The following is a 20,713-nucleotide window of genomic DNA, read 5'->3' on the forward strand; positions in this document are numbered from 1 at the left end:
CGCTATTTTTTGAGCTGAAGAAGGCAAATTATTATTACATGTAGCTATTTGTAAGAGCAAAAAAACATCAACATTGTTTAATTTCCTATTTGTTTTTAAGTTCCTTTTAAGACTTTATTTTGAGATGTTTTGATGTTAATTGTAATAAATAAAACTAGTATTTGTTGAAAATAAATAACGATGAGTTTTTCTAAACTCTGTTACAATTCTACTATGAGGAAAGTATTTTTATGTCATACAATTTATAGTAGTTGTATATATTAAGATGCTAGCGTTTTAGTTGAAAACATTTTATTTAGACCAAACATGTTTTTTTCTACGGTTTTTCCTGTTTCAATATAATATTTAAATCCTTTAACAACACTCTTAATATAATGAGACATTTTTGGAATAAGATAAATGTATTTAAGTAAAGGTCGTAAAAATTTTGGGTAGCTTTTTAGTGCAATATCTGTGAATATATGAATAGAAATAGATAAACTCGTGATTTTATCATTAATTGCTTCTACATTCCAAAATACTTCGGCAACAGCAACATTTCCTCTTCCAATAAGTAAAGTGTAGCCCTTTTTTTCCTTCCATTCAGTAAAAAATCGATATAATTTTAGATTATTATAGTAAACTATAGAATCTTTAGAACCAACTTCCCCCCATTTTGTTACCTTATTTTCCTTGCAAAAAGGATGACAAAATTCGAGTATTCCTGGGGTAGCTATAGTGTTCCAAACTACATTAGCATCCGATTTTATTTGTTCTTTACAAAAGATTACGGTAGTTGGTAAGTTTTGTTTTTGCAACATCTTATGAACCTTTTGAGTAGATTAAACCTTATTTTTTTTAAATATAATATTTTATTTATAATCACTTATACTCGAAATATCATCTTCATATTTATTATGAATTAATAGAATAAAAAAACCGAAGAGCATTGCACCAATTATCAAAGCATTATTTATAATTCCTTCTGTGGAAAAAGAAATTTTTATCAATATGGTTGAGATAACAAACCCTGAATTTCTTATGATTTTATGAAATTTATCAGAATAAAAAAAAGAGGCCAACAATAATAAAACATCGACAACTATCAAGATAGTGAAGAATTCATCAAAGAAAACATTATTTATATTTTTAAAAGTTGCGATTTTACCTGTATCATTTAACAGAGTTCCACTAGCCCAGTTGGTAAAAGTATATATAGCAACTATTAAAAGGGTTGGCACTAACAAGACGGCAATTGTTTTTTTTAAATTGATAAATTTTTGAATTTCCTTTTGCTGATCTTTATCTTGTATTGTAGGTCTTTTTTTAATGTGCTTATAAAAATAATAGATAATGGTAAAGAGAATTAATGAAGATAATGCATCGTAAGTAAATTGTAAATCACTTTTAGATTGAAACCAGCGAGAAGTAAGTTCTAAATTTCCAATATCTTTAAATATTCTTCTAATAACAATAAGCGTTATGATCTCATATTGTTTACCAATGTAGAAGGATATAGATTTAGGAAGAAAAAAAATTAGCAGATAAACTTCATAAACTAAAATAAAAGAGAATGGAGTGTAAATAGCAACAATGGGGTTTTTTAATAATTTTGAATTCAGTTGAAGTATATCAAAATTAGTTAAAAGTATTAACAGCAAATGTATAAGGTAGCTAGAAATTGCGATTATAAGAATAACTTTTTCGCTTTGTGTTTTTACCTTGAAGGATAGAATTTTATCAAAGACTGCATTAATATTCATGTGTGTAATTGTCTTGTTGTAAGAAATATACGATAAATTTATGTAGTCTCCTACATTGTCGTGAGTTGTATCTGTCAGAAGTTAAAGAGATATATCTAACGCAGCCTACAAAATGATTTCTAAAACTCCTGTGTTTAAATTAATGTGACAGCAATCAGTGCTAACAGTATATCTCTCATTGACGATTTCTATATTATTTTTATATGCATAGAACTGAATTTGCTTTTGTGAGTTTTCACTAAAACTCATATCATTCACTAAAGGATATTCACCGTTTTGTTGAGCCGTTTGAAATCCAGAAGTTGAAAGTGGTATAGTGATGTCCGCAGCATTTGATAGGTCAATTACTTTGAAAGAGTCAATTGCTATGGGATTTAGATTTTCATCTTTGATTGTTATTAAAATAGTTCTAAAATCTTTTGTACAAACTGCATCTTCACATTGAGCGTTTGGAAAATTTTTATCTGTACAAGAACAAAATATTAGAATTGTAGCTAACAAGATAATTGTGTAGTATTGTGTGACTTTTTTCATTGTGATATGTTTTTCTTTTAAGATGAAAAAAATCTAAAAAGGTTGCGCAGAAAATTTTGAAAATACTCTCAAATCTATTGTTCTTCATAAATTAACTCTATAATAGTTTTGTCAATTTTTCTTCCCTTTTCTTTATTAAAATCAATAATTGATTCTCTAATTGCTTCAATTTTGTGCGGAACTCCAGGGTTATAATGAAATTCATAAGTGTTATTGTCATTGATTTCAAAAACTGCATTTTCAAATGCTTTTTCCATTTCTTCAGAATCAATTTTTATTCTTGAGAAAAATTCTTTGATCATTCTCATGGAATCATCAGGATCTAATCTTGTTTTTTGTTTTAGAACACAAAATTCATCTTCAAAATTTACATGTTCAAATGATAAGGTAGTTTTCGCTTTAATTGGATCTTCTCCAAGAATATTTGCTATTTCTTCATCATAGTTTAGAGCTGTTCTAATATCAAACTCTACACCCATCGGAAAATGGAAATATCGTATTTCTTTTAACAGAAGTTGTTCAATACCTTCTTTAGAACTGTACGCTCTAATTATGGGCATCATCGCTTTTTTCAGGAATTCTTTTTCTTCAGTATCTGCATCTCCCACAATATTAATAATATCATTAAAAAGATTATTCATTTTTTCACCTATCTCCTCCCAATTTATGAGCTCTAGAAACTCTCCTAATTCTGAAGTTTTATAAATGATCTCTGAGGTTTTATATTTAGTGAATTTGTCGAGAAAAACTTTTGGAATATCATAATCATTAGATAAGTCATTTTGATAACTCCATTTCACAGTATAAGAGGTGTCAGTAGAGTCTAAAACAGTAAAGTTTGCTACGTATTCTCTTTTTTCGTCCTTTACTAACTGTCCTTTTTTCCATTGTTGTTTTATGTTGGATATTTTAAAGTCGTAACTATCTCCTGTTGACCAGTACGAAACAAAAGCAACTTTAGTTGAATCAATTTGACTGAAGAGGTTTGTTGAACTTATTAAAAGTAAGACTAGTAAAAAGGCTTTCTTCATATGCTTATTTTTTTGGCAAAAGTAATTTAAAAAGAGGAATCTTGGGTTACAATTGATGTTGAAGATTACCGTCACAGAGCGTTATTCCTTGTTATATTTATGCGAACCAATTTTTTCAATGTAATTATTCAAAATTTGTTGTTTCTCTTTTATCGATTTGAAGGATTTGTCTAGAAAATATATAATTAAAATAGCTAGAATGTTAATTTTTATAAAATCATTTTCTATAGAATTAGCAATAATATTGAATTCACTGGCTATGATTCCAAATGAAATATTAATGGTTTTTTCGGTAAAGTTATAACCTATTAATAAATTTCCACCAGATGTCAAAAGAAACGTTACGCCATTAAGTGAAAAGCTTACAATTTGAATGAATTGTATGATCCACGAATGAGATATGGCATCTTCGTTTTTCTTAAATAAATTGACTCCAGCATAAATTGAATATCCGTAAAAGACGATTGCAACTAAGTAAATCAAAAAAGTATAAGAGTTCATTTGGTAACCTTGTAAAAGAAACCACATAATAATACCGACTCCTGCAGTACCACCAATTATTTCTAAAACTCCAATAGCTTTTAAAATATTCCTTTGTTTTTTAATTTCGTTAATATGCTCTTGTTTCATTAATAGGCAAGTTTATTTTTTTAATCTGTTAGTTGAAGTGACATTGATAATGTTCTCAGGATTGGTATACCATTTAACAAATTGGTCGAAATCTTCCTTGTGATTTAATAACCATTCATCAAACTCGTCTTGAGCTCCTATTTGAAATAAGTATCGGTTATACGTTTCAAAGTATCCTTTATCGAGCATTTTTTTGTGATAGTCAAATAAAACGTTGGGATACTTTTTATGATCTTGTGTATAGAAGTTGGCAATAAATCTCTTTCTCATCAGAGCAAGAGATTCTAAATTGAAATACTTTATTTCAATAATAGAAAGCACGAAATTTTTACCAAAGATTGCACAAAAAGGAAGTTGAATTTCGTTCTCGGAACTTAATTTTGATGCGTCAATTATAAGTTCACAAAAATCAATCCTTGATTCTTCTTCTCCTAAAATAATTGATGATTCATATGTATCGTAAAGGGCTTTACTCATTTCCCGGGTTCTTTCAGTTGTTCTTTCTAAGTTCATGAAAATTTCTCCATAAATTAAGCCCGTAAGTTTATCAGAAGAGTTAAGGTAAATTAGAGCTAATCTGTAATAGTTTGAAGGATAATTTGGATCAACTTCAATTCCTTTTTCATAATTCTCAATCGCTTTTTCATATTGCTCTTGATCTATTAAAACATTTGCTTTCTCCAAATATAAATTACCTGCATTTGGAAATCTTTCGATTCCTTCTTCATATTCTTTAATAGCTTTATCCTTTTTACCAAGATAGCTGTAGCAATTACCAGATAATTGATAAACTTGACTATTTATAGAGTCTAATTTTTTAACTTTCTTTATAACCTTTATCGCATTATTGTAGTCTTTTTTCAAGACATAGGCATATGCAATTTCATAAGGATAAAGATAGTTCTTTGGGTCAAGTTTTTGACTTTCTTCTAATATGGATATACTTTCGTCTATTCTGCCTTCGTCCATAAGATCAATGGCTTGTTTGGCTTTATTTAAGGCTACTTTACTTTTAGTTTGAGAGAATGAGGTATAAACTAAAAAATATAATAGGAAGAAGATTTTAATCGTTTCCATTGCAATTTGAGTTGTTTAATTTTCTTGTACAGAAATGAATTTTTTGAAGTCCGAAATTAATAAATTTTGATGTTGTTTTTAATAGCATCGTAATTTATATGAAGCGGAATATCATCCAAAGGTAAAAAGGAAATTTCGACCAACTTGGTTAGAATACGGTATTCTAATTTAGCCATTGGAATTTGTACTTTATTATTTTCAAACATACAATTAAGACTTATACAATCTTTGATGTTTTCACAGTCATCAACAATATTTAAAGAGACTTTAGAAACATTTGAACTCATTGTACTTTTACACTTGTAGTAAAGATTAAATTCTTTATTTCCTTCTAATATTGGAATACCAGCTTCTCCTATAATTCCTAAGTAATTATAATCTTTATTTAATCCAGAGATTTTGAATTGAACTAAACTGTTTACTCGGGTAGTTTTATTCCTATGTTTATTTTTAACATTAAAGTTTCCGCAACAAAAATTATATTCAAATTGATATGAATTTGCAGTAGCAATATTTGTGATTATAGTATCATACGTTGATTTTTTGTTTTTACGAAATAGGATGGTGTCTAATTTTGAACTATTTGGTTGAATGAATACTTTTCCGCTTCCGTATTTTAAATGTTTCCTATTAATTATCCATTCCCATTGCAATATTTTATGATATAATTTTTTGTTTTTAGCGTATCTTGAAAGTAATTGTTTATCGGCTTCAAAAACAGCATTTTGAGAAGTTAAAATTGATGTGTGAAAAAATAATAATAAAATGATTAAATTCTTCATAGCGTGAGTAGTATATTTTTTTTGAAACGGAAATAAACGAACAATGTTATGAATACAAAGGAATAAATAATTCCAATAAGTTCACAATTGATACAAAAAAAATAAAAGGAAATAAAACGCTAAACACCTAAAATCAACTTCGCAATAGTGAAGTAAATTAAGATTCCGAAAATATCATTACTTGTGGTGATAAAAGGTCCAGTTGCAATTGCAGGATCGATTCCTCTTTTATCTAGAAATAAGGGTATAAAAGTACCAATTAATCCAGCTACAATAATTACCACAATTAATGAAACTGAAACTGCAAATGAAGTCTGGATATCTTTGTTATATAGCCAAATAAATAGAAATAAGAAAATTGCAAGGGCTAAACCATTTAAGGCAGCTAATAACATTTCTTTAATTAAGCGTTTATTGATACTTCCTTTTACATCATCATTGGCTAAACCCTGCACAATAATTGCTGAAGATTGTACTCCAACGTTTCCAGCCATGGCTGCAATTAATGGTGTAAAAAAGAATAAAACAGCATTTTCTTTAAAAGAATCTTCGAAACCTCCCATAATTAAGAAAGCACCAATTCCTCCAATCAAACCTAAGAATAACCAAGGTAAGCGAGCTCGTGTTAATTCTAAAATAGTGTCATCGGCTTCAACATCTTGTGTAATACCCGCGGCTAATTGATAATCTTTGTCCGCTTCTTCTTTAATTACATCAACGATATCATCAATTGTAATTCGACCTACTAAAATTCCCAATTCATCAACTACAGGGATAGCTTCTAAATCGTATTTACGCATTTTATTAGCTACATCTTCGGCAGTGTCATGAACATTAACAAAATCAACTCTAGGAATATAAATATCCGCAATTTTAGATTTTGTTGAAGCCATTAATAAGTCTTTAAGAGAAAGGCGTCCTTTAAGTTTTCCGCTATCATCTACCACATAAATAGAATGAACTCTGGTAACTTCAGCGGCTTGTTCTCTCATTTTGGTAACACAACCTAAAACAGACCAATTTTCATTTACTTTTACAAGCTCTTTTGCCATTAATCCTCCGGCAGAATCTTCATCAAATCGAAGTAACTCTACAATTTCTTTGGCGTGTTCTTCATCTTCAATTTGCTGCATTACTGCTTCCTTTCGTTCTTCAGGAAGTTCAGCAATTACATCCGCAGCATCATCAGTATCTAGTTCTTCAATTTCTTCGGCAATTTCTTTAGCTGATAATTGTTCAAGAATTTTTTCACGTACATCGTCATCAACATCCATTAAAACTTCTGAAGTTGTTTCACTATCTAGTAAACGGATAATATAAACAGCCTCGTCAAAAGAAAGTTCATCTAAAACTTCAGCGATATCAGCATGATGAACATCAGTAAAAAGATCAGAAAGAGCAGTATCTTTTTGATTTGCGATTAAGCTGGAAACATTATCAAGAAGTTCTTTCGTTATTTCTATCGCCATGACTTGCAATTTTATCTGTAAGTTCTATAAATTCTTGTACCGATAATTGCTCGGGACGCATCGCAAAGATAGGGTCTTGTTTTAAGTTATCCGAAAGATTCATAAATTTTAGACTGCTTCGAAGCATTTTTCTTCTTTGATTAAAGGCAGTTTTTACAACTCTGATGAATAATTTTTCATCAACAGGTAATGTGTAGTTTTCTTTACGAATCATACGCATGACTCCAGAATCTACTTTTGGCGGTGGATTAAATACCGAAGGAGGTACTGTAAAAAGATACTCAACATCATAGAAAGCTTGAGCAATTACTGATAAAATTCCATAAGCTTTACTTCCTTTTTTCTCTGCAATTCTTTGAGCAACTTCTTTCTGAAACATACCAGAAAACTCAGGAACAACATCTCTATTTTCTATAGCCTTGAATACTATTTGACTTGATATGTTGTATGGGAAGTTTCCGATGATAGCAAAGGACTCATCGTTGAATAATTGTTGTAAATTTTGTTTTAAAAAGTCACCTTCAATAATTTGAAATTTATCAGCAGAAGTATTGAGCTTAAAATGCTCAACAGGAAAAGTTTCTTTCAAATAAGTTACAGATTCTGAGTCAAGTTCTAAGACAGATACTTTAGGTTTCTTTTCTAATAAATATTTGGTTAAAACTCCCATTCCTGGGCCAATTTCCAAGATGTTGTTATAACCCGATTCTGTTAAGGTATCTGCTATCTTCTTAGCAATATTCTCATCCGTTAAAAAATGTTGACCTAAATGTTTCTTTGCACGTACACTCATGCTGCAAAGATAATAAGTTATATAGAGCTTTTTTGAAATAGTTTTTGTGTATAATCAAGTAACTCTGAATTTCCAGATTTTCCATGACCTGGAATTACAAACTCTATGTCAGGGAATGTTTCTTTTATTTTTTGAATAGTTGTTGGCCATTCATTTGGATTTGCATCGGATAAGTTTCCTTTCGGAGCATTTATACTAGTAACTAAACATCCACCGAATAAAGTTTTATCATATGGGAAATAAGCAATAACATTGTCCTTGGTGTGACCTTCACCCAAAAATGAAATCAGGACTTTTTTGTTTCCTAATTGAAACTTTTTATTAGCATTAAACCCCAATTTGGGAATGCTAGACTTATTTTTTTTTGCTAATTCAATTGTTTTGTTTGAAGCAAATGAATTTATATTCAACCTGTGAAATTCGTCTAAAGTATCTAAGCAGTCAATATGAAAATGGGTAGGAACAATAGCTATAATTTCGGCTTCTAATTCATTTTGGACCCAATTAATTAATTGAATGGTTGCTTTTTTCCCGACAGGAGTATCAAAAATAATAGCTTTTCCTTTGTTCATCATAATGGCTCCATTGCAAGGAACATCTCCAAAAGACTTAGTTTTTAGGGTTGAGGTGTGTTGCCATACATGGTTAGAAATCTTTGTAATTTTAATGAAATCAGAAGAAAAGTTTTGAGTTGGAATAGTACAACTCGACAAGAAAAATACCGATATCAAAACTGTGAAAATATTTTTACTCATTATTTAAAAATTAGATCCGTTTAAAAATGTAATATCTTCTCGAACTTCTTGTCTCCATTGTTTACCATACTTTTTATCAAAGAATTGAAAAATTGTTTTATTGTATTGAATAATACATTGAGGGTTTTCAATAAGACAACCAAACATGTAATATTTAAAGTTGAATTTTTTTTCCTGAAATTTATCCGTTACATATTTAACAGGTGCATAGCCACCAATGACCAATAATTTGATGTTGTTGTTTTCAATATCTTCCAGTGCTCTTTGTTTAGAGAACTGACAATTCGAATCATGAACTATTTTAAAATTGTCGATAGATTTATCTTTGATAATAACACCGAATTCATTGTTTTTACTTCCATCGTAAACATATTTTAGTTGATAGGTATTGTTTCTTAAATTATTGAATTTAAAAAATCCTAAACTATCAGTTTCAGTATATATGTTACCAGGATTTAATTTAAGGGCTAAGTTATTACTTGGAAATAAATCATTACCAATTTTGATATAAGCATAGCCAGAAATTGAATAGTTTTTTTCTTCTTGAGAAATTACAATGAAACTATGACAAAAAAGCAATATGTATACGAACCGTTTTATCGCTTTAATTTCTAGTTTCTATAGGATAAAATTCTTCAACAACTCTTAACTCAGTTCTAAAGGCCAGCATTTTATCTGCGAAACGTTGCATACCATCAGAACGAAGTTTTTCAGCATCGTGCTTGTAATAATTGTCTAAATCTTCTCTTGTCTTCGCTGTATATTGAATGGAGTAAGTTACACCACCCATTTCTTCTTCCACCAAAACTTGAGACATTTTAGCACTTATAAATCTGCCTGTTGCTAAGACTTCTGGAATATGAGATTGCATCCAAGTTAACCATTCTTTCTCTACAGTCTCATCAATATTAATTGTTACGTTATATATATACATTTTTTCGTTTTGTTCTTTATTAAATAGAATCGCCTCGCAATTTCCTAAACTTCTTTCTTGCATCCACGAGATAAATGCTCGAAGGGTAATCAAAAATTATTTTTTGATAGTATTCTTTTGCTTTTTCCGAATTGTTTAAATTATTAGCATACAATTCTGCCATTAAGTAATAAGCATCATCTGCCAAAATCCCTTCTTTATCTATGGCAATAATTGTGTTGTAATTTTCAATTGCTTGTGTAATTTGATTGGTTTTTGTGAATAATTCAGCCTGTTTGAATAAAGCTTCATCTTCTATTGGTTGACCTTTGTAGGTCACTAATATAGTTTTAAGAATTGAAAGTGACTCGTTATTCTTATTTTGAAAGGCTAGTAAATCTGCTTTGGCGTACTCTTGGAGTCCTGAAGGAATACTGTCCTTTGGTTGGTTATCTGAAATAACTAAAAATAAATCAGCAGCATCATTAGCAATTAGTTGATTCGCAGATCCTTTTAAAACTTTTAACTGCGCCTTTGACCATTTAAAATCATTTTTAAAATAGGATGTTTGAGCTACTTTATATCGAGCTAATTGACCTAATTCATGATTTTTTAATTGTGTTTGAACTTGAGAGTAATAAATTAAAGCTTTATTAAATAAGCTTTGATATACGTGAACATCCGCTAACTTTAGTTTAACTCTTGCTTTCTGAAATTTACTGCGGGAGAATGGGAGTGCCTTTTCTAAAACTTTTTTAGCTTCTTCTGGTTTGTTTTTGGAAAAAGTTAAATAGTCTGCATAGGCAACCTGGATTGGAAAAGTATTGTTGTTAATTCCAAATTCTTTAAATACGGAATCAAATTTTTGTTCAACCTCGGGATCATTCTGCTTTACAGCTATCTGCAAATTCATCTGAATTGCATTGAATTTATCTCTTTGATAGTTTGTTTTCTCTATAGTAAAATCGAAACATTTTTTTGCTGTATCGTAATCTTTATTATCGAAAGCAATTTCTCCTAGCTGAAAAATACTTGCTAATCGATCATTATTTCTAGCATATAGTGCTTTGTTTTGAATTAAAGCTTTTCCATAGTCTTTTTGTTTTATGAATAACCATCGAAGTAAGTCGTTCCAAACGTCTTTAGGATTACTAACTGATTTTCGAAGCAATACTTTTTTGAAAAGTATATTATTTGGATCTTGATTATCGTCTGTTATATAACGAGCACAATTTCTCTTTACAACATTAATGTAGTTATCGTTTTTATCTAAATAATCCATGTAGGAGCTGAACATAAACTCGAAATCCCCCTTTTCACCATAAATTTGAGCAACTTCAAACTCGTAATTCGCATTCGGGTTATGAATTGCTGTTTCTTTATAGGCTTTAATGGCATATTCTAACTTATTATAATCTTTGAAAAGTCGAGCAATTGCACCTCCATAGCTTGGTTCTTTAGAAATTGATTTTACTGCTTTGGAATAAAGTTTCTCTGCTTCTTTTGTATTTTGATCTTTTTCATAGTTATACCCGAGTAATACATTCAAAAAAGTAAGATTTGGCCTTCTTTTAATTTTTTCTTCGAGTAGCTTCTTAGAAACTTCCAATTTATTTGTTTCTTGATAACAACTTATAAGCCTTTTTAGGTAAGTTGTATTGTACGGACTCCTTTTTACTAAGTCTTTATAGTATTGTGTTGCTTTTTCGTATTCACCATTTCGAAAATAATTTTCGGCTAACGCGAAATTTCCCGATTGTGCTTGTACAAAAACGCTAAAAACCAGTAAAGTTAGGAATAGTATGCGATATCTCATCAATCAAAAATAAGGAAGAAAAATGTTAAATTTTAACTAAAAGTGATGGTTTTTTTTAAAGTAAGTGTAATGTTTTGGCACGGAATTTGTCTTATGGATAGAAACTAATACAAATTTATTATGAAAAACGTAACAAAACAATACGAACAGTCGAATAGAAAAGCAAAGGAATTTATGAAGAACGGACAAATAACTCAATATTTTGAAGCTTTGCTTGAAATGAATAAATATAAAAGATTAATGATGGCGATTGCTGCCAATTAATAAATACATTGTTTGAAGAAATCCAGTAACCAGCGGCGCGCACTGATTACTGACTTCTAAATAACTTTAATTAATAATATCAAATCCACAGTAAGGAACTAATACTTCTGGTATTCTAATTCCTTCTTCTGTTTGATAATTTTCTATAATTCCTGCTAGTACACGAGGTAAAGCTAATGAGCTTCCATTTAAAGTGTGTGCTAATTGATTTTTTCCTTCACTATTTTTAAAACGTAATTTTAAGCGATTTGCTTGAAACGTTTCAAAATTTGATGCAGAACTAATTTCTAACCATCTTTCTTGTGCTGTTGAATACAATTCAAAGTCAAAAGTTAAGGCTGAAGTAAATCCTGTGTCTCCTCCACATAAACGTAAAATACGATATGGTAACTTTAATTCTCTTAGAATTACCTTAATATGTTCCACCATACCATTTAATGCTTCGTAAGAATTATCAGGATGTTCAACACGAACAATTTCAACTTTATCGAATTGGTGTAAACGATTTAAACCGCGAACATGTGCTCCATAACTTCCTGCTTCTCTCCTAAAACATGGAGTATATCCCGTTAAAGCTATAGGAAGTTCGTTAGCTTTTAATAATTCACCACGAAACATATTGGTAACAGGAACTTCGGCTGTAGGAATTAAATATAAATTATCACCTGTAACATGGTACATTTGACCTTCTTTATCAGGAAGTTGTCCAGTTCCAAAGCCAGACGCTTCATTTACTAAATGAGGTACTTGAACTTCTTTATAACCGGCAGCGGTGTTTTTATCCAAGAAATAATTGATTAATGCGCGTTGTAAACGTGCTCCCTTTCCTTTGTAAACAGGAAAGCCAGCACCACTAATTTTTGCGCCTAAATCAAAGTCAATTATATCATATTTTTTCACTAATTCCCAATGAGGTAAAGCTTTGTCTCCTAAATTAGGAATTACTCCTTCGCTAAAAACAACCTCATTATCTTCCTCGCTTATACCTTTAGGAACAGAACTATGAGGAACATTTGGAATCTGGTATAATAGTTCTTTTAATTTTTCAGAAAAAGTATTTAATTTTTCAGTCAAAGCTTTTGATTTATCCTTTAACTGTCCTGTTTTTTCTTTTAAGATATTTGCTTTTTGAACCTCGCCAGACTTAAATAAACCTCCAATTTCCTTGGACAATTTATTCGATTCAGCAAGTGTTTCATCTAATGAAACTTGAGTAGCTCTTCGCGTTTCATCGGCTTCTAATACTTGGTCAAGAATTGCCTCGGCGTTCGCAAAATTTCTTTTTGCCAATCCGTCCAAAACAGTTTGTTTGTTTTCTCGAATAAATTGAACTTGTAACATGATGTTTAAAAAATTTAAGCGACAAAGATAAAAGAAGCGCTACATTTAAACAACGAGTCATTACATATTATTCTGAATGTATTGTAAAGATGCTATTTTATCTTGCTTTAATTGAGATGTAAGTTTTTCTAGAGACTCAAACTTTTCTTCTTCTCTTAAGAAATAAAGCAACTCTATTTCAATTGATTTACCGTATATATTTTCATTAAAATTAAAGTAATTTACCTCTATAGTTTGATTATTGCCATCCACCGTTGGACGATTACCGATATTCATCATTCCAAAAACTCTTTTGTTATGAATAATTGATTGTATGATATATACTCCTGATTTTGGTATCAATTTATAGTTCTCCTTTACTTGTATGTTTGCCGTAGGAAACCCAATTTTTTTTCCAATTTTTTTTCCGTCGACCACGGTTCCTTTAATTGTAAAATTATACCCCAAATAGTTGTTTGCAGTTTTAAGAGACCCTTCTTTTAAAGCTTTTCGAATTTTTGTTGAACTTACTGAAACGGAGTCTATATCTTGAGCAGGAATTTCTTGAACTTCAAAATTAAACATATGAGAATATTCTGTTAGTTGCTCAATGTTTCCTTCACGATTTTTCCCGAAGTGATGATCATAGCCAATTATTAATTTTGATACTCTTAATTGATTAACTAAAATATCTCTTACAAATTCCATTGCTGAAAGACGAGAGAACTCTTTACTGAACGGATGAATAATCAAATAGTCTAATCCTGTTTTTTCTAGAAGATCGATTCTTTCATTAATTGTATTAATAAGTTCGATGGAAACATCCTTTTGTAAAACCATTCTAGGATGAGGAAAAAAAGTTAATAAAGCGGATTTTTTACTGTTTTCAGCGGCTTGTTTTACCAGATCCTTTACGATTTTCTGGTGACCGATATGTACACCATCAAATGTGCCGATTGTAACATAAGTTTCCTGAGTTGGTATAAAATCAAAAATTGAATGGACTGTCTCCAAATTAAATTAAATTTTAGACAAATTTACAAGTTCTAAAATCAAAATTTAATTTTCATTAAGAAAATGTCATAATCACAAAAAAACTGTCGGTTTAATGTGTGAATAGTAATAAAAACAAACAAAATATTTTATGAATAAAAAAAAATTGTATTTTGCGATATAGTTAACAAATTATTTACATTATGATAAAAAAGTTATTATTGGCTGCGTTTACAGTGTTTTGTAGCTCCTATATGATGGGACAAACTACTGTTACCGGAACAGTAAACGATGCGACACTTGGCGGCCCTTTGCCTGGAGCCGACATTAAAGTTTCTAGAAAAGCTGTAGGAACTAACACAGACTTTGACGGAAAATTCACATTAACTGTTACAGATACTCCTCCATTTATGTTAGAAATTTCTTCTTTAGGGTATCAAACTGTAACTGTTGAGATTACGAAGAACAATCAGGTTGTTGAAGTATCGCTGAAAGAGAATGCAACAGCGTTAGATGAAGTAGTAATTTCGGCTTCTAGAACTCCTGAACGTGTTATGGAATCTCCAGTAACAATTGAAAGGTTTGATTCTAGAGCAATCAAAAATACATCTGCACCATCTTTCTATGATGGATTGGAAAATTTGAAAGGAGTAGATATCAACACTAACAGTTTAACGTTTAAGTCAGTAAACACAAGAGGTTTCGCTACTTTTGCTAACACGCGTTTTATGCAGTTAGTTGATGGTATGGATAATTCATCGCCAGCTTTAAATTTCGCTTTAGGAAACTTATTAGGTTTGTCTGAATTAGATGTGAAAAGCGTTGAATTATTACCGGGAGCATCGTCTGCTTTATACGGAGCAAATGCTTTTAACGGTATTATGTTCATGAGAAGTAAGAGTCCTTTTGATGATCAAGGAGTTAGTTTTGTTTTCAAAACAGGTTTAACTCAGCAAGAAGCTGCTGGGAGCAATGAGTTTTATGATACAAGTATTCGCTTAGCACATACATTTGACGATTATTTTGCTGCAAAAGCAACATTATCATATTTAAAAGGTACTGAATGGTATGCTACTGATGATAGAAATACTTTTAATGGAGAATACGTAGCTGGTGATAGAGATTCAGATATAAATTATGATGGATTGAACATCTATGGTGACGAAGTATCAACAAATATTAGAGGTGTTGCACAGGTATTAGAAAGTTTGGGAGTTGTTCCAGCAGGTGCATCAGCTTTAATTCCAAGTGTAAATGTAAGTAGAAACGGTTACCAAGAAAGAGATTTAATGGATTATGATGCAAGAAGTATGAAATTTGGTGCTTCATTACATTATCGACCATGGGGAAATGATCGTCTTGAAATTATTTGGAACTCTAAGTTCGGAAGGGGTAATACTATTTATCAAGGAGCGAACCGTTACTATATTAAAGATTTCTTCATGGAGCAGCACAAGTTAGAGTTCAGAGGTAAATATTTCTTTGTGAGAGGATATTTAACAGCTGAAGATGCTGGAAACTCATATGATTCAAGATTTACTGGGATTAATATAAACAGAGCATGGAAAGATGATAACACTTGGTTTGGCGAGTATGTTGGTGGTTATTTAGGTGCAATTTTGAATGGTGCAACGGATGATGTGGCTCACCAGGTTGGACGAACTACAGCACAACAAGGAGCTCTAGTTCCAGGAACGGCAGCCTTTCAAAATACATTGGAGCAAGTTATATCTAATCCTGACCTAGCTAGAGGATCAAAATTTCAAGACCAGTCTCAGATACGACACGTTGATGCTAATTTGAACTTAAGCCCTTACATTAACTTTGCAGAATTTCAGGTTGGAGGTTCTTACAGAGAATACTCATTAAGATCAAGAGGTACAATTTATACTGATTTTGATGGTCCAATTAACTACGACGAATATGGACTATATACCCAAATGCAAAAGAAATTCATGGATGATAGATTAAAGTTCACTGGTTCTGTTAGATACGATAAGGCTCAAAATTTTGATGGTAATTTTTCTCCTCGTGTTTCTTTAGCTTATGCTGCTGGAGAAGAAAAGAATCATAACTTCAGAGCATCTTTTCAGACAGGTTTTAGAAATCCAACAACACAAGATCAATATATCGGTCTAGATATTGGTAGGGCGTTTTTAGTAGGTTCGGCAGCTGATAATTTAGATAGATACAATACACCTTCGATTACCCTAAGTGGTAATGGTGCTGCTATTGCAGGTGTACCTGCAATCTCTTTATCAGGAAGAAGTGCATACGAAAACTCATTCTCATCAAGTTCGGTACAAGATTTTGTTAATGGTAATGCTGCTGCACCAGTTAAGGCTGATGTAGGTTTGGTTAAACCAGAAAAAGTTACTGCGTTTGAAGTCGGGTATAGGAGTGCAATTCCTACTGGAGAAAATAAGTTGAGCGTCGACTTAAGTGTTTATTATAATCAATATGAGGATTTTATAGCAAATGAGGTTGTAATTGCTCCATTATACGGACAAGCTGATTTATCTGATACAGCTCCTATTGGTCCTGGTGGAACTGCTGTTCCTGTTGCACTTGCAGCGCTAGGAAATGGTGATTTTACAACATTTAATGCGTATACAAATTCTAGCGCGGACATTAGCTCATATGGAACAACTATTGGTTTAACTACCAAAGTTTTCAATGGTTTTAACGTTGGGTTAAATTATACTTGGTCTAAGTTTGACTTTGATCAGTCATCTGATCCTGATTTTGAAGCTGGTTTTAATACACCAGAGCATAAAGTTAAGTTCCAATTTGGACACACGAATATTTTTGACAATTTTGGGTTTAACTTAAATGTAAGATGGCAGGATGAGTATTATTGGGAGTCTACTTTCCATGATGCTAATATTGACGCACGAACAGTAATTGATGCACAAATGAATTATAAGATACCTTCGCTTAAATCAATCATTAAAGTTGGAGGAGCTAATTTGACGGGACAAGAGTACTTCAGTGCACCGGGAGTTGGTGCAATAGGTTCTCAATACTATATCTCTTGGACAATTAATAACTAGAATATGAAAAAAATTAAACTAAAATATAGTTGGTTACCAATTGTTTTATTTGGTCTAACTGCTTGTGATATTAACAATGATTTAGAGCCGATTCCTGATGTTGAAACGCCAGAAATTGCGGCAGATGCAAATGGATTAGATTTGTCTAATTACATAGCAATTGGTGCTTCTTTTAGTGCAGGTTTTACAGATAATGCACTTTTTATTGAGGCTCAAAAGTTTTCTTTCCCAAACATAATTAGTGAAAAGTTTGCTTTAGCGGGTGGAGGAGATTTTGTTCAGCCATTGATGAATGATAATATTGGTGGTTTATTACTTCAAGGTACTGTAATAAGCGCTCCTAGGTTATTTTTTAATGGTGCAGGGCCAGCTACATTGGATGCTGTTCCAACGACAGAGGTTACATCAAAATTACCAAGTAACATGAATAATTATGGTATTCCAGGTGCAAAAAGTTATCATTTTCTTGCACCAGGTTATGGTAGTGTAAATGGTGTTCCCCTTGGATTATCAAATCCTTATTATGCTCGTTTCTCTTCTAGTGAAACAGCAACAGCTTTACAAGATGTCATTTCAAACTCTCCTACTTTTTTTACTATATCTGAAATAGGAGGAAATGATGTTTTAGGTTACGCAATTAGTGGTGGTTCAGGTGTTGATCAGACAGGTAATCCTGATGTAACTACCTATGGATCAACGGATATAACAGACCCAACTGCTTTTACTGGTATTTTAACACAAATGGTAGATGCATTAACTTCTAATGGAGCTAAAGGTGTATTAGGTAATATACCATATATCACTTCATTATCTTATTTCACTACTGTTCCTTATAATCCTGTTCCTTTAGATGCAGCTACAGCTGGCGTTGTAAATCAGGCTTACACACCTTATAATCAAGGATTACAAGGTGTTTTGGATGCTAAGAATGCTGGTTTATTACCGGCTGCGGTAATTGCAATACTTGACGCTGCAGGATTTGATCAAGATGAGGTAGATAGACGCCAAATAAGTTTTGAGGCAGGATCAAGTAATGCAGTTGTAATACTTGATGAGGATCTAACAGATTTAACATTTATTGACCCTAATTTGGTTAGTATGAGACAGACTACCGACGAAGATTTATTAGTTCTTACGAGTTCTTCGTTTATTGGAACTTTAGCTAACCCGTCAGACCCAACTAGTGTAAATGGAGTTGCCGTTCCTTTAGAAGATAAGTATGTTTTGACTCCTGAGGAGCAAAATAATATTAAAGTTGCGACTGATGCGTATAATGTAACAATTAAGTCGGTTGCTGACGCTAATGGTCTAGGTTTTGTAGATTTCAACGCTATTTTAGCGCAGGCTGCTTCTTCAGGTTTGACTTTTGGAGACTACACAATGACTACTGACTTAGTATTCGGTGGTTTGGTGAGTTTGGATGGTGTTCATTTAACAGCAAGAGGTTATGGATTAATGGCTAATGAATTCCTTTTAGCCACTGATAGAGCATATGGAAGTAATTTTGGTGAGGCTACGAATGGATTATCGGATGCTAGTGAATTACCTACAAATTTTTCGCCAAATTTAAGATAATTTATAGATATCATAAAGTTTTAAAAGGTTGAGATTTTCTCAACCTTTTTTATTTTCATCAGGTTTTATAATATACTTTTTATACTTGCCATTTCGATATCTGTGATATATAAAGATTGGCATTAGTATGAACGACATATATAGCACACCTAATCCCATAACTATTTTAGCTTGTTCGTGTTGCGTATTTAATAAATACACACCTGTTGCCATCCAAACTAAGAAAATAACGAACAGTATTTTAATTAGTGTTTTCATTTGTTTGTGTTTCGTACAAAAATAAAAATCCTGTTAATATATTAATAACAGGATTTATAAGTTTATTTAAAAGAGAAATTTACATTTTCATTAACCATGAACGCATATCAACCTCTTCTTTAATAATATCTCTTAAATCGTCTATTTTAACACGTTTTTGTTCCATTGTGTCTCTATGACGAATGGTAACAGTATTATTTTCCAAAGTATCATGATCAACAGTGATACAGAAAGGTGTTCCGGCAGCATCTTGTCTACGATATCTTTTACCCACAGAATCTTTATCTTCATACATAACAGTAAAATCCCATTTTAAATCATCTACTATTTTACGAGCTAATTCAGGTAAACCAGAATTATTAACTAGAGGAAATACTGCAACTTTGGTTGGAGCTAAAACAGTAGGTAATTTTAGGACCGTTCTAGTTTTTCCTTCGCCAAGATCTTCTTCTTGTAAAGAATTAGAGAACACAGCTAGGAACATTCGATCTAATCCGATTGAAGTTTCTAATACATAGGGTACGTAACTCTTATTTTCTTCATGATCGAAATACTGTAATTTCTTTCCTGAGAATTCTTCGTGCGCTTTTAAATCAAAATCAGTACGAGAGTGAATTCCTTCTAATTCTTTAAAACCAAAAGGGAATTTGAATTCGATATCGGCAGCAGCATCAGCATAGTGAGCTAATTTTTCATGATCGTGGAAACGGTAGTTATCTTTTCCTAAACCTAAAGATAAGTGCCATTTCATACGGCTTTCTTTCCAATGCTTATACCATTCTTGTTGCGTTCCTGGTTTGATAAAGAATTGCATTTCCATTTGCTCAAACTCACGCATTCTGAAAATAAACTGTCTTGCTACAATTTCATTTCTAAAAGCCTTTCCTGTTTGTGCAATTCCAAAAGGAATTTTCATTCTTCCTGTCTTTTGAACATTTAAGAAGTTTACGAAAATACCTTGTGCTGTTTCTGGACGTAAGTATACTTTCATTGAACTATCAGCCGAAGCTCCCAATTGTGTTCCAAACATTAAGTTAAATTGCTTTACATCTGTCCAATTTTTAGATCCCGTTAAAGGATCTGCTATTCCTAATTCTTCTATTAAAACTTTTACATCAGCTAAGTCCTCATTTTCTAATGATTTCGCTAATCGAGATAGAATAGTATTGATTTTTTCTTGATAACCCAATACTCTTGGGTTTGTAGCTAAAAACTGATCTTTATCAAAAGAGTCTCCAAACCTTTTAGCAGCTTTGTTAACTTCCTTCTCAATTTTTGTTTCAATTTTAGCGCAGTAATCTTCAACTAAAACATCAGCTCTATATCTTTTTTTAGAGTCTTTATTGTCAATTAATGGATCGTTAAAAGCATCAACGTGTCCTGAGGCTTTCCAGGTTGTTGGGTGCATCAAAATGGAAGCATCAATACCAACGATATTTTCGTTCATTTGTACCATTGCTTTCCACCAATAATCTCTAATATTCTTTTTTAACTCGACTCCGTTTTGTGCATAATCATAAACAGCGCTAAGACCATCATAAATTTCGGATGATTGAAATATATAACCATATTCTTTAGCGTGTGATATAACCTTTTTAAATTGATCTTCTTGTTTTGCCATAATACTGCAAAAATATAATATGGTTTGAATAAATTGTAGTCTAAAAACAAAAAAGTGAAGAAATTACAATCTTCACTTTTTTAAATA

At 31.5% G+C, this 20,713-nt stretch carries 20 protein-coding genes; 3 read left to right on the forward strand and 17 right to left on the reverse strand.

All coding sequences use genetic code 11. The annotated features are described in order from the left end of the window. Positions 1-260: 260 nt before the first annotated feature. The 13 genes from BTO06_RS17415 to BTO06_RS17475 form a co-directional block, all read right to left on the reverse strand. Positions 261-800: a hypothetical protein gene (locus BTO06_RS17415; RefSeq protein ID WP_100926513.1), complete on the reverse strand. Its 540-nt coding sequence runs from the start codon at positions 798-800 to the stop codon at positions 261-263. A gap of 51 nt (positions 801-851) precedes the next feature. After that, a complete protein-coding gene (locus tag BTO06_RS17420) occupies positions 852-1,742 on the reverse strand; it encodes a hypothetical protein (protein WP_100926514.1) in 891 nt (296 codons plus the stop codon). A gap of 105 nt (positions 1,743-1,847) precedes the next feature. Next, positions 1,848-2,276, reverse strand: coding sequence for a hypothetical protein (locus BTO06_RS17425; RefSeq protein ID WP_100926515.1), 429 nt, complete (start codon positions 2,274-2,276; stop codon positions 1,848-1,850). Positions 2,277-2,350: 74 nt separating this feature from the next. Next, a complete protein-coding gene (locus BTO06_RS17430) occupies positions 2,351-3,307 on the reverse strand; it encodes a hypothetical protein (RefSeq protein ID WP_100926516.1) in 957 nt (318 codons plus the stop codon). An 81-nt stretch (positions 3,308-3,388) separates the two neighbouring features. Next, positions 3,389-3,937 (reverse strand): hypothetical protein, encoded by a 549-nt coding sequence (locus tag BTO06_RS17435; RefSeq protein ID WP_100926517.1) that lies wholly within the window; start codon positions 3,935-3,937, stop codon positions 3,389-3,391. A 12-nt stretch (positions 3,938-3,949) separates the two neighbouring features. Then, the gene (locus tag BTO06_RS17440; RefSeq protein WP_100926518.1) at positions 3,950-5,014 is read right to left on the reverse strand and encodes a tetratricopeptide repeat protein; all 1,065 of its coding nucleotides are present in this window, start codon (positions 5,012-5,014) and stop codon (positions 3,950-3,952) included. Between the two features lie 56 nt (positions 5,015-5,070). Then, the gene (locus BTO06_RS17445) at positions 5,071-5,796 is read right to left on the reverse strand and encodes a hypothetical protein (RefSeq protein WP_100926519.1); all 726 of its coding nucleotides are present in this window, start codon (positions 5,794-5,796) and stop codon (positions 5,071-5,073) included. A 119-nt stretch (positions 5,797-5,915) separates the two neighbouring features. Then, positions 5,916-7,265, reverse strand: coding sequence for a magnesium transporter (gene mgtE, locus BTO06_RS17450; RefSeq protein WP_100926520.1), 1,350 nt, complete (start codon positions 7,263-7,265; stop codon positions 5,916-5,918). Continuing rightward, positions 7,234-8,058, reverse strand: a complete 825-nt coding sequence (gene rsmA / locus BTO06_RS17455; protein WP_100926521.1) for a 16S rRNA (adenine(1518)-N(6)/adenine(1519)-N(6))-dimethyltransferase RsmA — start codon at positions 8,056-8,058, stop codon at positions 7,234-7,236. The genes mgtE and rsmA overlap by 32 nt, the downstream gene beginning before the upstream one ends. Positions 8,059-8,075: 17 nt before the next feature. Beyond that, a complete protein-coding gene (gene bla / locus BTO06_RS17460; protein WP_100926522.1) occupies positions 8,076-8,813 on the reverse strand; it encodes a subclass B1 metallo-beta-lactamase in 738 nt (245 codons plus the stop codon). 3 nt (positions 8,814-8,816) lie between these two features. Continuing rightward, positions 8,817-9,392, reverse strand: coding sequence for an FEKKY domain-containing protein (locus BTO06_RS17465; protein ID WP_100926523.1), 576 nt, complete (start codon positions 9,390-9,392; stop codon positions 8,817-8,819). A 25-nt stretch (positions 9,393-9,417) separates the two neighbouring features. Further along, positions 9,418-9,747 carry a DUF4286 family protein gene (locus BTO06_RS17470; RefSeq protein ID WP_100926836.1) on the reverse strand — a complete coding sequence of 110 codons (330 nt, stop codon included), beginning with the start codon at positions 9,745-9,747 and terminating at the stop codon, positions 9,418-9,420. 19 nt (positions 9,748-9,766) lie between these two features. Next, entirely contained in the window at positions 9,767-11,542 is a 1,776-nt protein-coding gene (locus BTO06_RS17475; protein WP_100926524.1) for a tetratricopeptide repeat protein, read from the reverse strand. A 120-nt stretch (positions 11,543-11,662) separates the two neighbouring features. On the opposite strand from BTO06_RS17475, the gene BTO06_RS18740 reads away from it, so the two are divergent. Further along, the gene (locus BTO06_RS18740) at positions 11,663-11,806 is read left to right on the forward strand and encodes a hypothetical protein (RefSeq protein WP_198517105.1); all 144 of its coding nucleotides are present in this window, start codon (positions 11,663-11,665) and stop codon (positions 11,804-11,806) included. A gap of 66 nt (positions 11,807-11,872) precedes the next feature. Here BTO06_RS18740 and serS read toward each other — a convergent pair whose 3' ends face one another. Together serS and BTO06_RS17485 are read right to left on the reverse strand one after the other, a co-directional pair. Further along, positions 11,873-13,147 (reverse strand): serine--tRNA ligase, encoded by a 1,275-nt coding sequence (gene serS / locus BTO06_RS17480; RefSeq protein ID WP_100926525.1) that lies wholly within the window; start codon positions 13,145-13,147, stop codon positions 11,873-11,875. Between the two features lie 60 nt (positions 13,148-13,207). After that, on the reverse strand, positions 13,208-14,140 hold the full coding sequence (locus BTO06_RS17485) for a bifunctional riboflavin kinase/FAD synthetase (protein ID WP_100926526.1): 933 nt from the start codon (positions 14,138-14,140) through the stop codon (positions 13,208-13,210). Positions 14,141-14,322: 182 nt separating this feature from the next. Between BTO06_RS17485 and BTO06_RS17490 the strand changes: the two genes are divergently transcribed. After that, complete coding sequence (locus BTO06_RS17490; protein ID WP_100926527.1) at positions 14,323-17,172, forward strand: TonB-dependent receptor; 2,850 nt, start codon at positions 14,323-14,325, stop codon at positions 17,170-17,172. Positions 17,173-17,175: 3 nt separating this feature from the next. Beyond that, a complete protein-coding gene (locus tag BTO06_RS17495; protein ID WP_100926528.1) occupies positions 17,176-18,747 on the forward strand; it encodes a G-D-S-L family lipolytic protein in 1,572 nt (523 codons plus the stop codon). A 39-nt stretch (positions 18,748-18,786) separates the two neighbouring features. On the opposite strand, the gene BTO06_RS17500 is transcribed toward BTO06_RS17495, so the two are convergent. Beyond that, a complete protein-coding gene (locus BTO06_RS17500; protein WP_100926529.1) occupies positions 18,787-19,005 on the reverse strand; it encodes a hypothetical protein in 219 nt (72 codons plus the stop codon). Positions 19,006-19,084: 79 nt separating this feature from the next. After that, on the reverse strand, positions 19,085-20,626 hold the full coding sequence (locus tag BTO06_RS17505; RefSeq protein ID WP_100926530.1) for a glycine--tRNA ligase: 1,542 nt from the start codon (positions 20,624-20,626) through the stop codon (positions 19,085-19,087). Positions 20,627-20,713 lie beyond the last annotated feature (87 nt).

Source organism: Tenacibaculum sp. SZ-18, from assembly GCF_002813915.1.
Classification (GTDB): Bacteria; Bacteroidota; Bacteroidia; order Flavobacteriales; family Flavobacteriaceae; genus Polaribacter.

Excerpts from the sequence above, each read along its gene's own strand:
- BTO06_RS17415 (WP_100926513.1), bottom strand. The coding sequence starts at position 800 with ATGTTGCAAAAACAAAACTTACCAACTACCGTAATCTTTTGTAAAGAA.
- BTO06_RS17420 (WP_100926514.1), bottom strand. The coding sequence starts at position 1,742 with ATGAATATTAATGCAGTCTTTGATAAAATTCTATCCTTCAAGGTAAAA.
- BTO06_RS17425 (WP_100926515.1), bottom strand. The coding sequence starts at position 2,276 with ATGAAAAAAGTCACACAATACTACACAATTATCTTGTTAGCTACAATT.
- BTO06_RS17430 (WP_100926516.1), bottom strand. The coding sequence starts at position 3,307 with ATGAAGAAAGCCTTTTTACTAGTCTTACTTTTAATAAGTTCAACAAAC.
- BTO06_RS17435 (WP_100926517.1), bottom strand. The coding sequence starts at position 3,937 with ATGAAACAAGAGCATATTAACGAAATTAAAAAACAAAGGAATATTTTA.
- BTO06_RS17440 (WP_100926518.1), bottom strand. The coding sequence starts at position 5,014 with ATGGAAACGATTAAAATCTTCTTCCTATTATATTTTTTAGTTTATACC.
- BTO06_RS17445 (WP_100926519.1), bottom strand. The coding sequence starts at position 5,796 with ATGAAGAATTTAATCATTTTATTATTATTTTTTCACACATCAATTTTA.
- mgtE (WP_100926520.1), bottom strand. The coding sequence starts at position 7,265 with ATGGCGATAGAAATAACGAAAGAACTTCTTGATAATGTTTCCAGCTTA.
- rsmA (WP_100926521.1), bottom strand. The coding sequence starts at position 8,058 with ATGAGTGTACGTGCAAAGAAACATTTAGGTCAACATTTTTTAACGGAT.
- bla (WP_100926522.1), bottom strand. The coding sequence starts at position 8,813 with ATGAGTAAAAATATTTTCACAGTTTTGATATCGGTATTTTTCTTGTCG.
- BTO06_RS17470 (WP_100926836.1), bottom strand. The coding sequence starts at position 9,747 with ATGTATATATATAACGTAACAATTAATATTGATGAGACTGTAGAGAAA.
- BTO06_RS17475 (WP_100926524.1), bottom strand. The coding sequence starts at position 11,542 with ATGAGATATCGCATACTATTCCTAACTTTACTGGTTTTTAGCGTTTTT.
- BTO06_RS18740 (WP_198517105.1), top strand. The coding sequence starts at position 11,663 with ATGAAAAACGTAACAAAACAATACGAACAGTCGAATAGAAAAGCAAAG.
- serS (WP_100926525.1), bottom strand. The coding sequence starts at position 13,147 with ATGTTACAAGTTCAATTTATTCGAGAAAACAAACAAACTGTTTTGGAC.
- BTO06_RS17490 (WP_100926527.1), top strand. The coding sequence starts at position 14,323 with ATGATAAAAAAGTTATTATTGGCTGCGTTTACAGTGTTTTGTAGCTCC.
- BTO06_RS17495 (WP_100926528.1), top strand. The coding sequence starts at position 17,176 with ATGAAAAAAATTAAACTAAAATATAGTTGGTTACCAATTGTTTTATTT.
- BTO06_RS17500 (WP_100926529.1), bottom strand. The coding sequence starts at position 19,005 with ATGAAAACACTAATTAAAATACTGTTCGTTATTTTCTTAGTTTGGATG.
- BTO06_RS17505 (WP_100926530.1), bottom strand. The coding sequence starts at position 20,626 with ATGGCAAAACAAGAAGATCAATTTAAAAAGGTTATATCACACGCTAAA.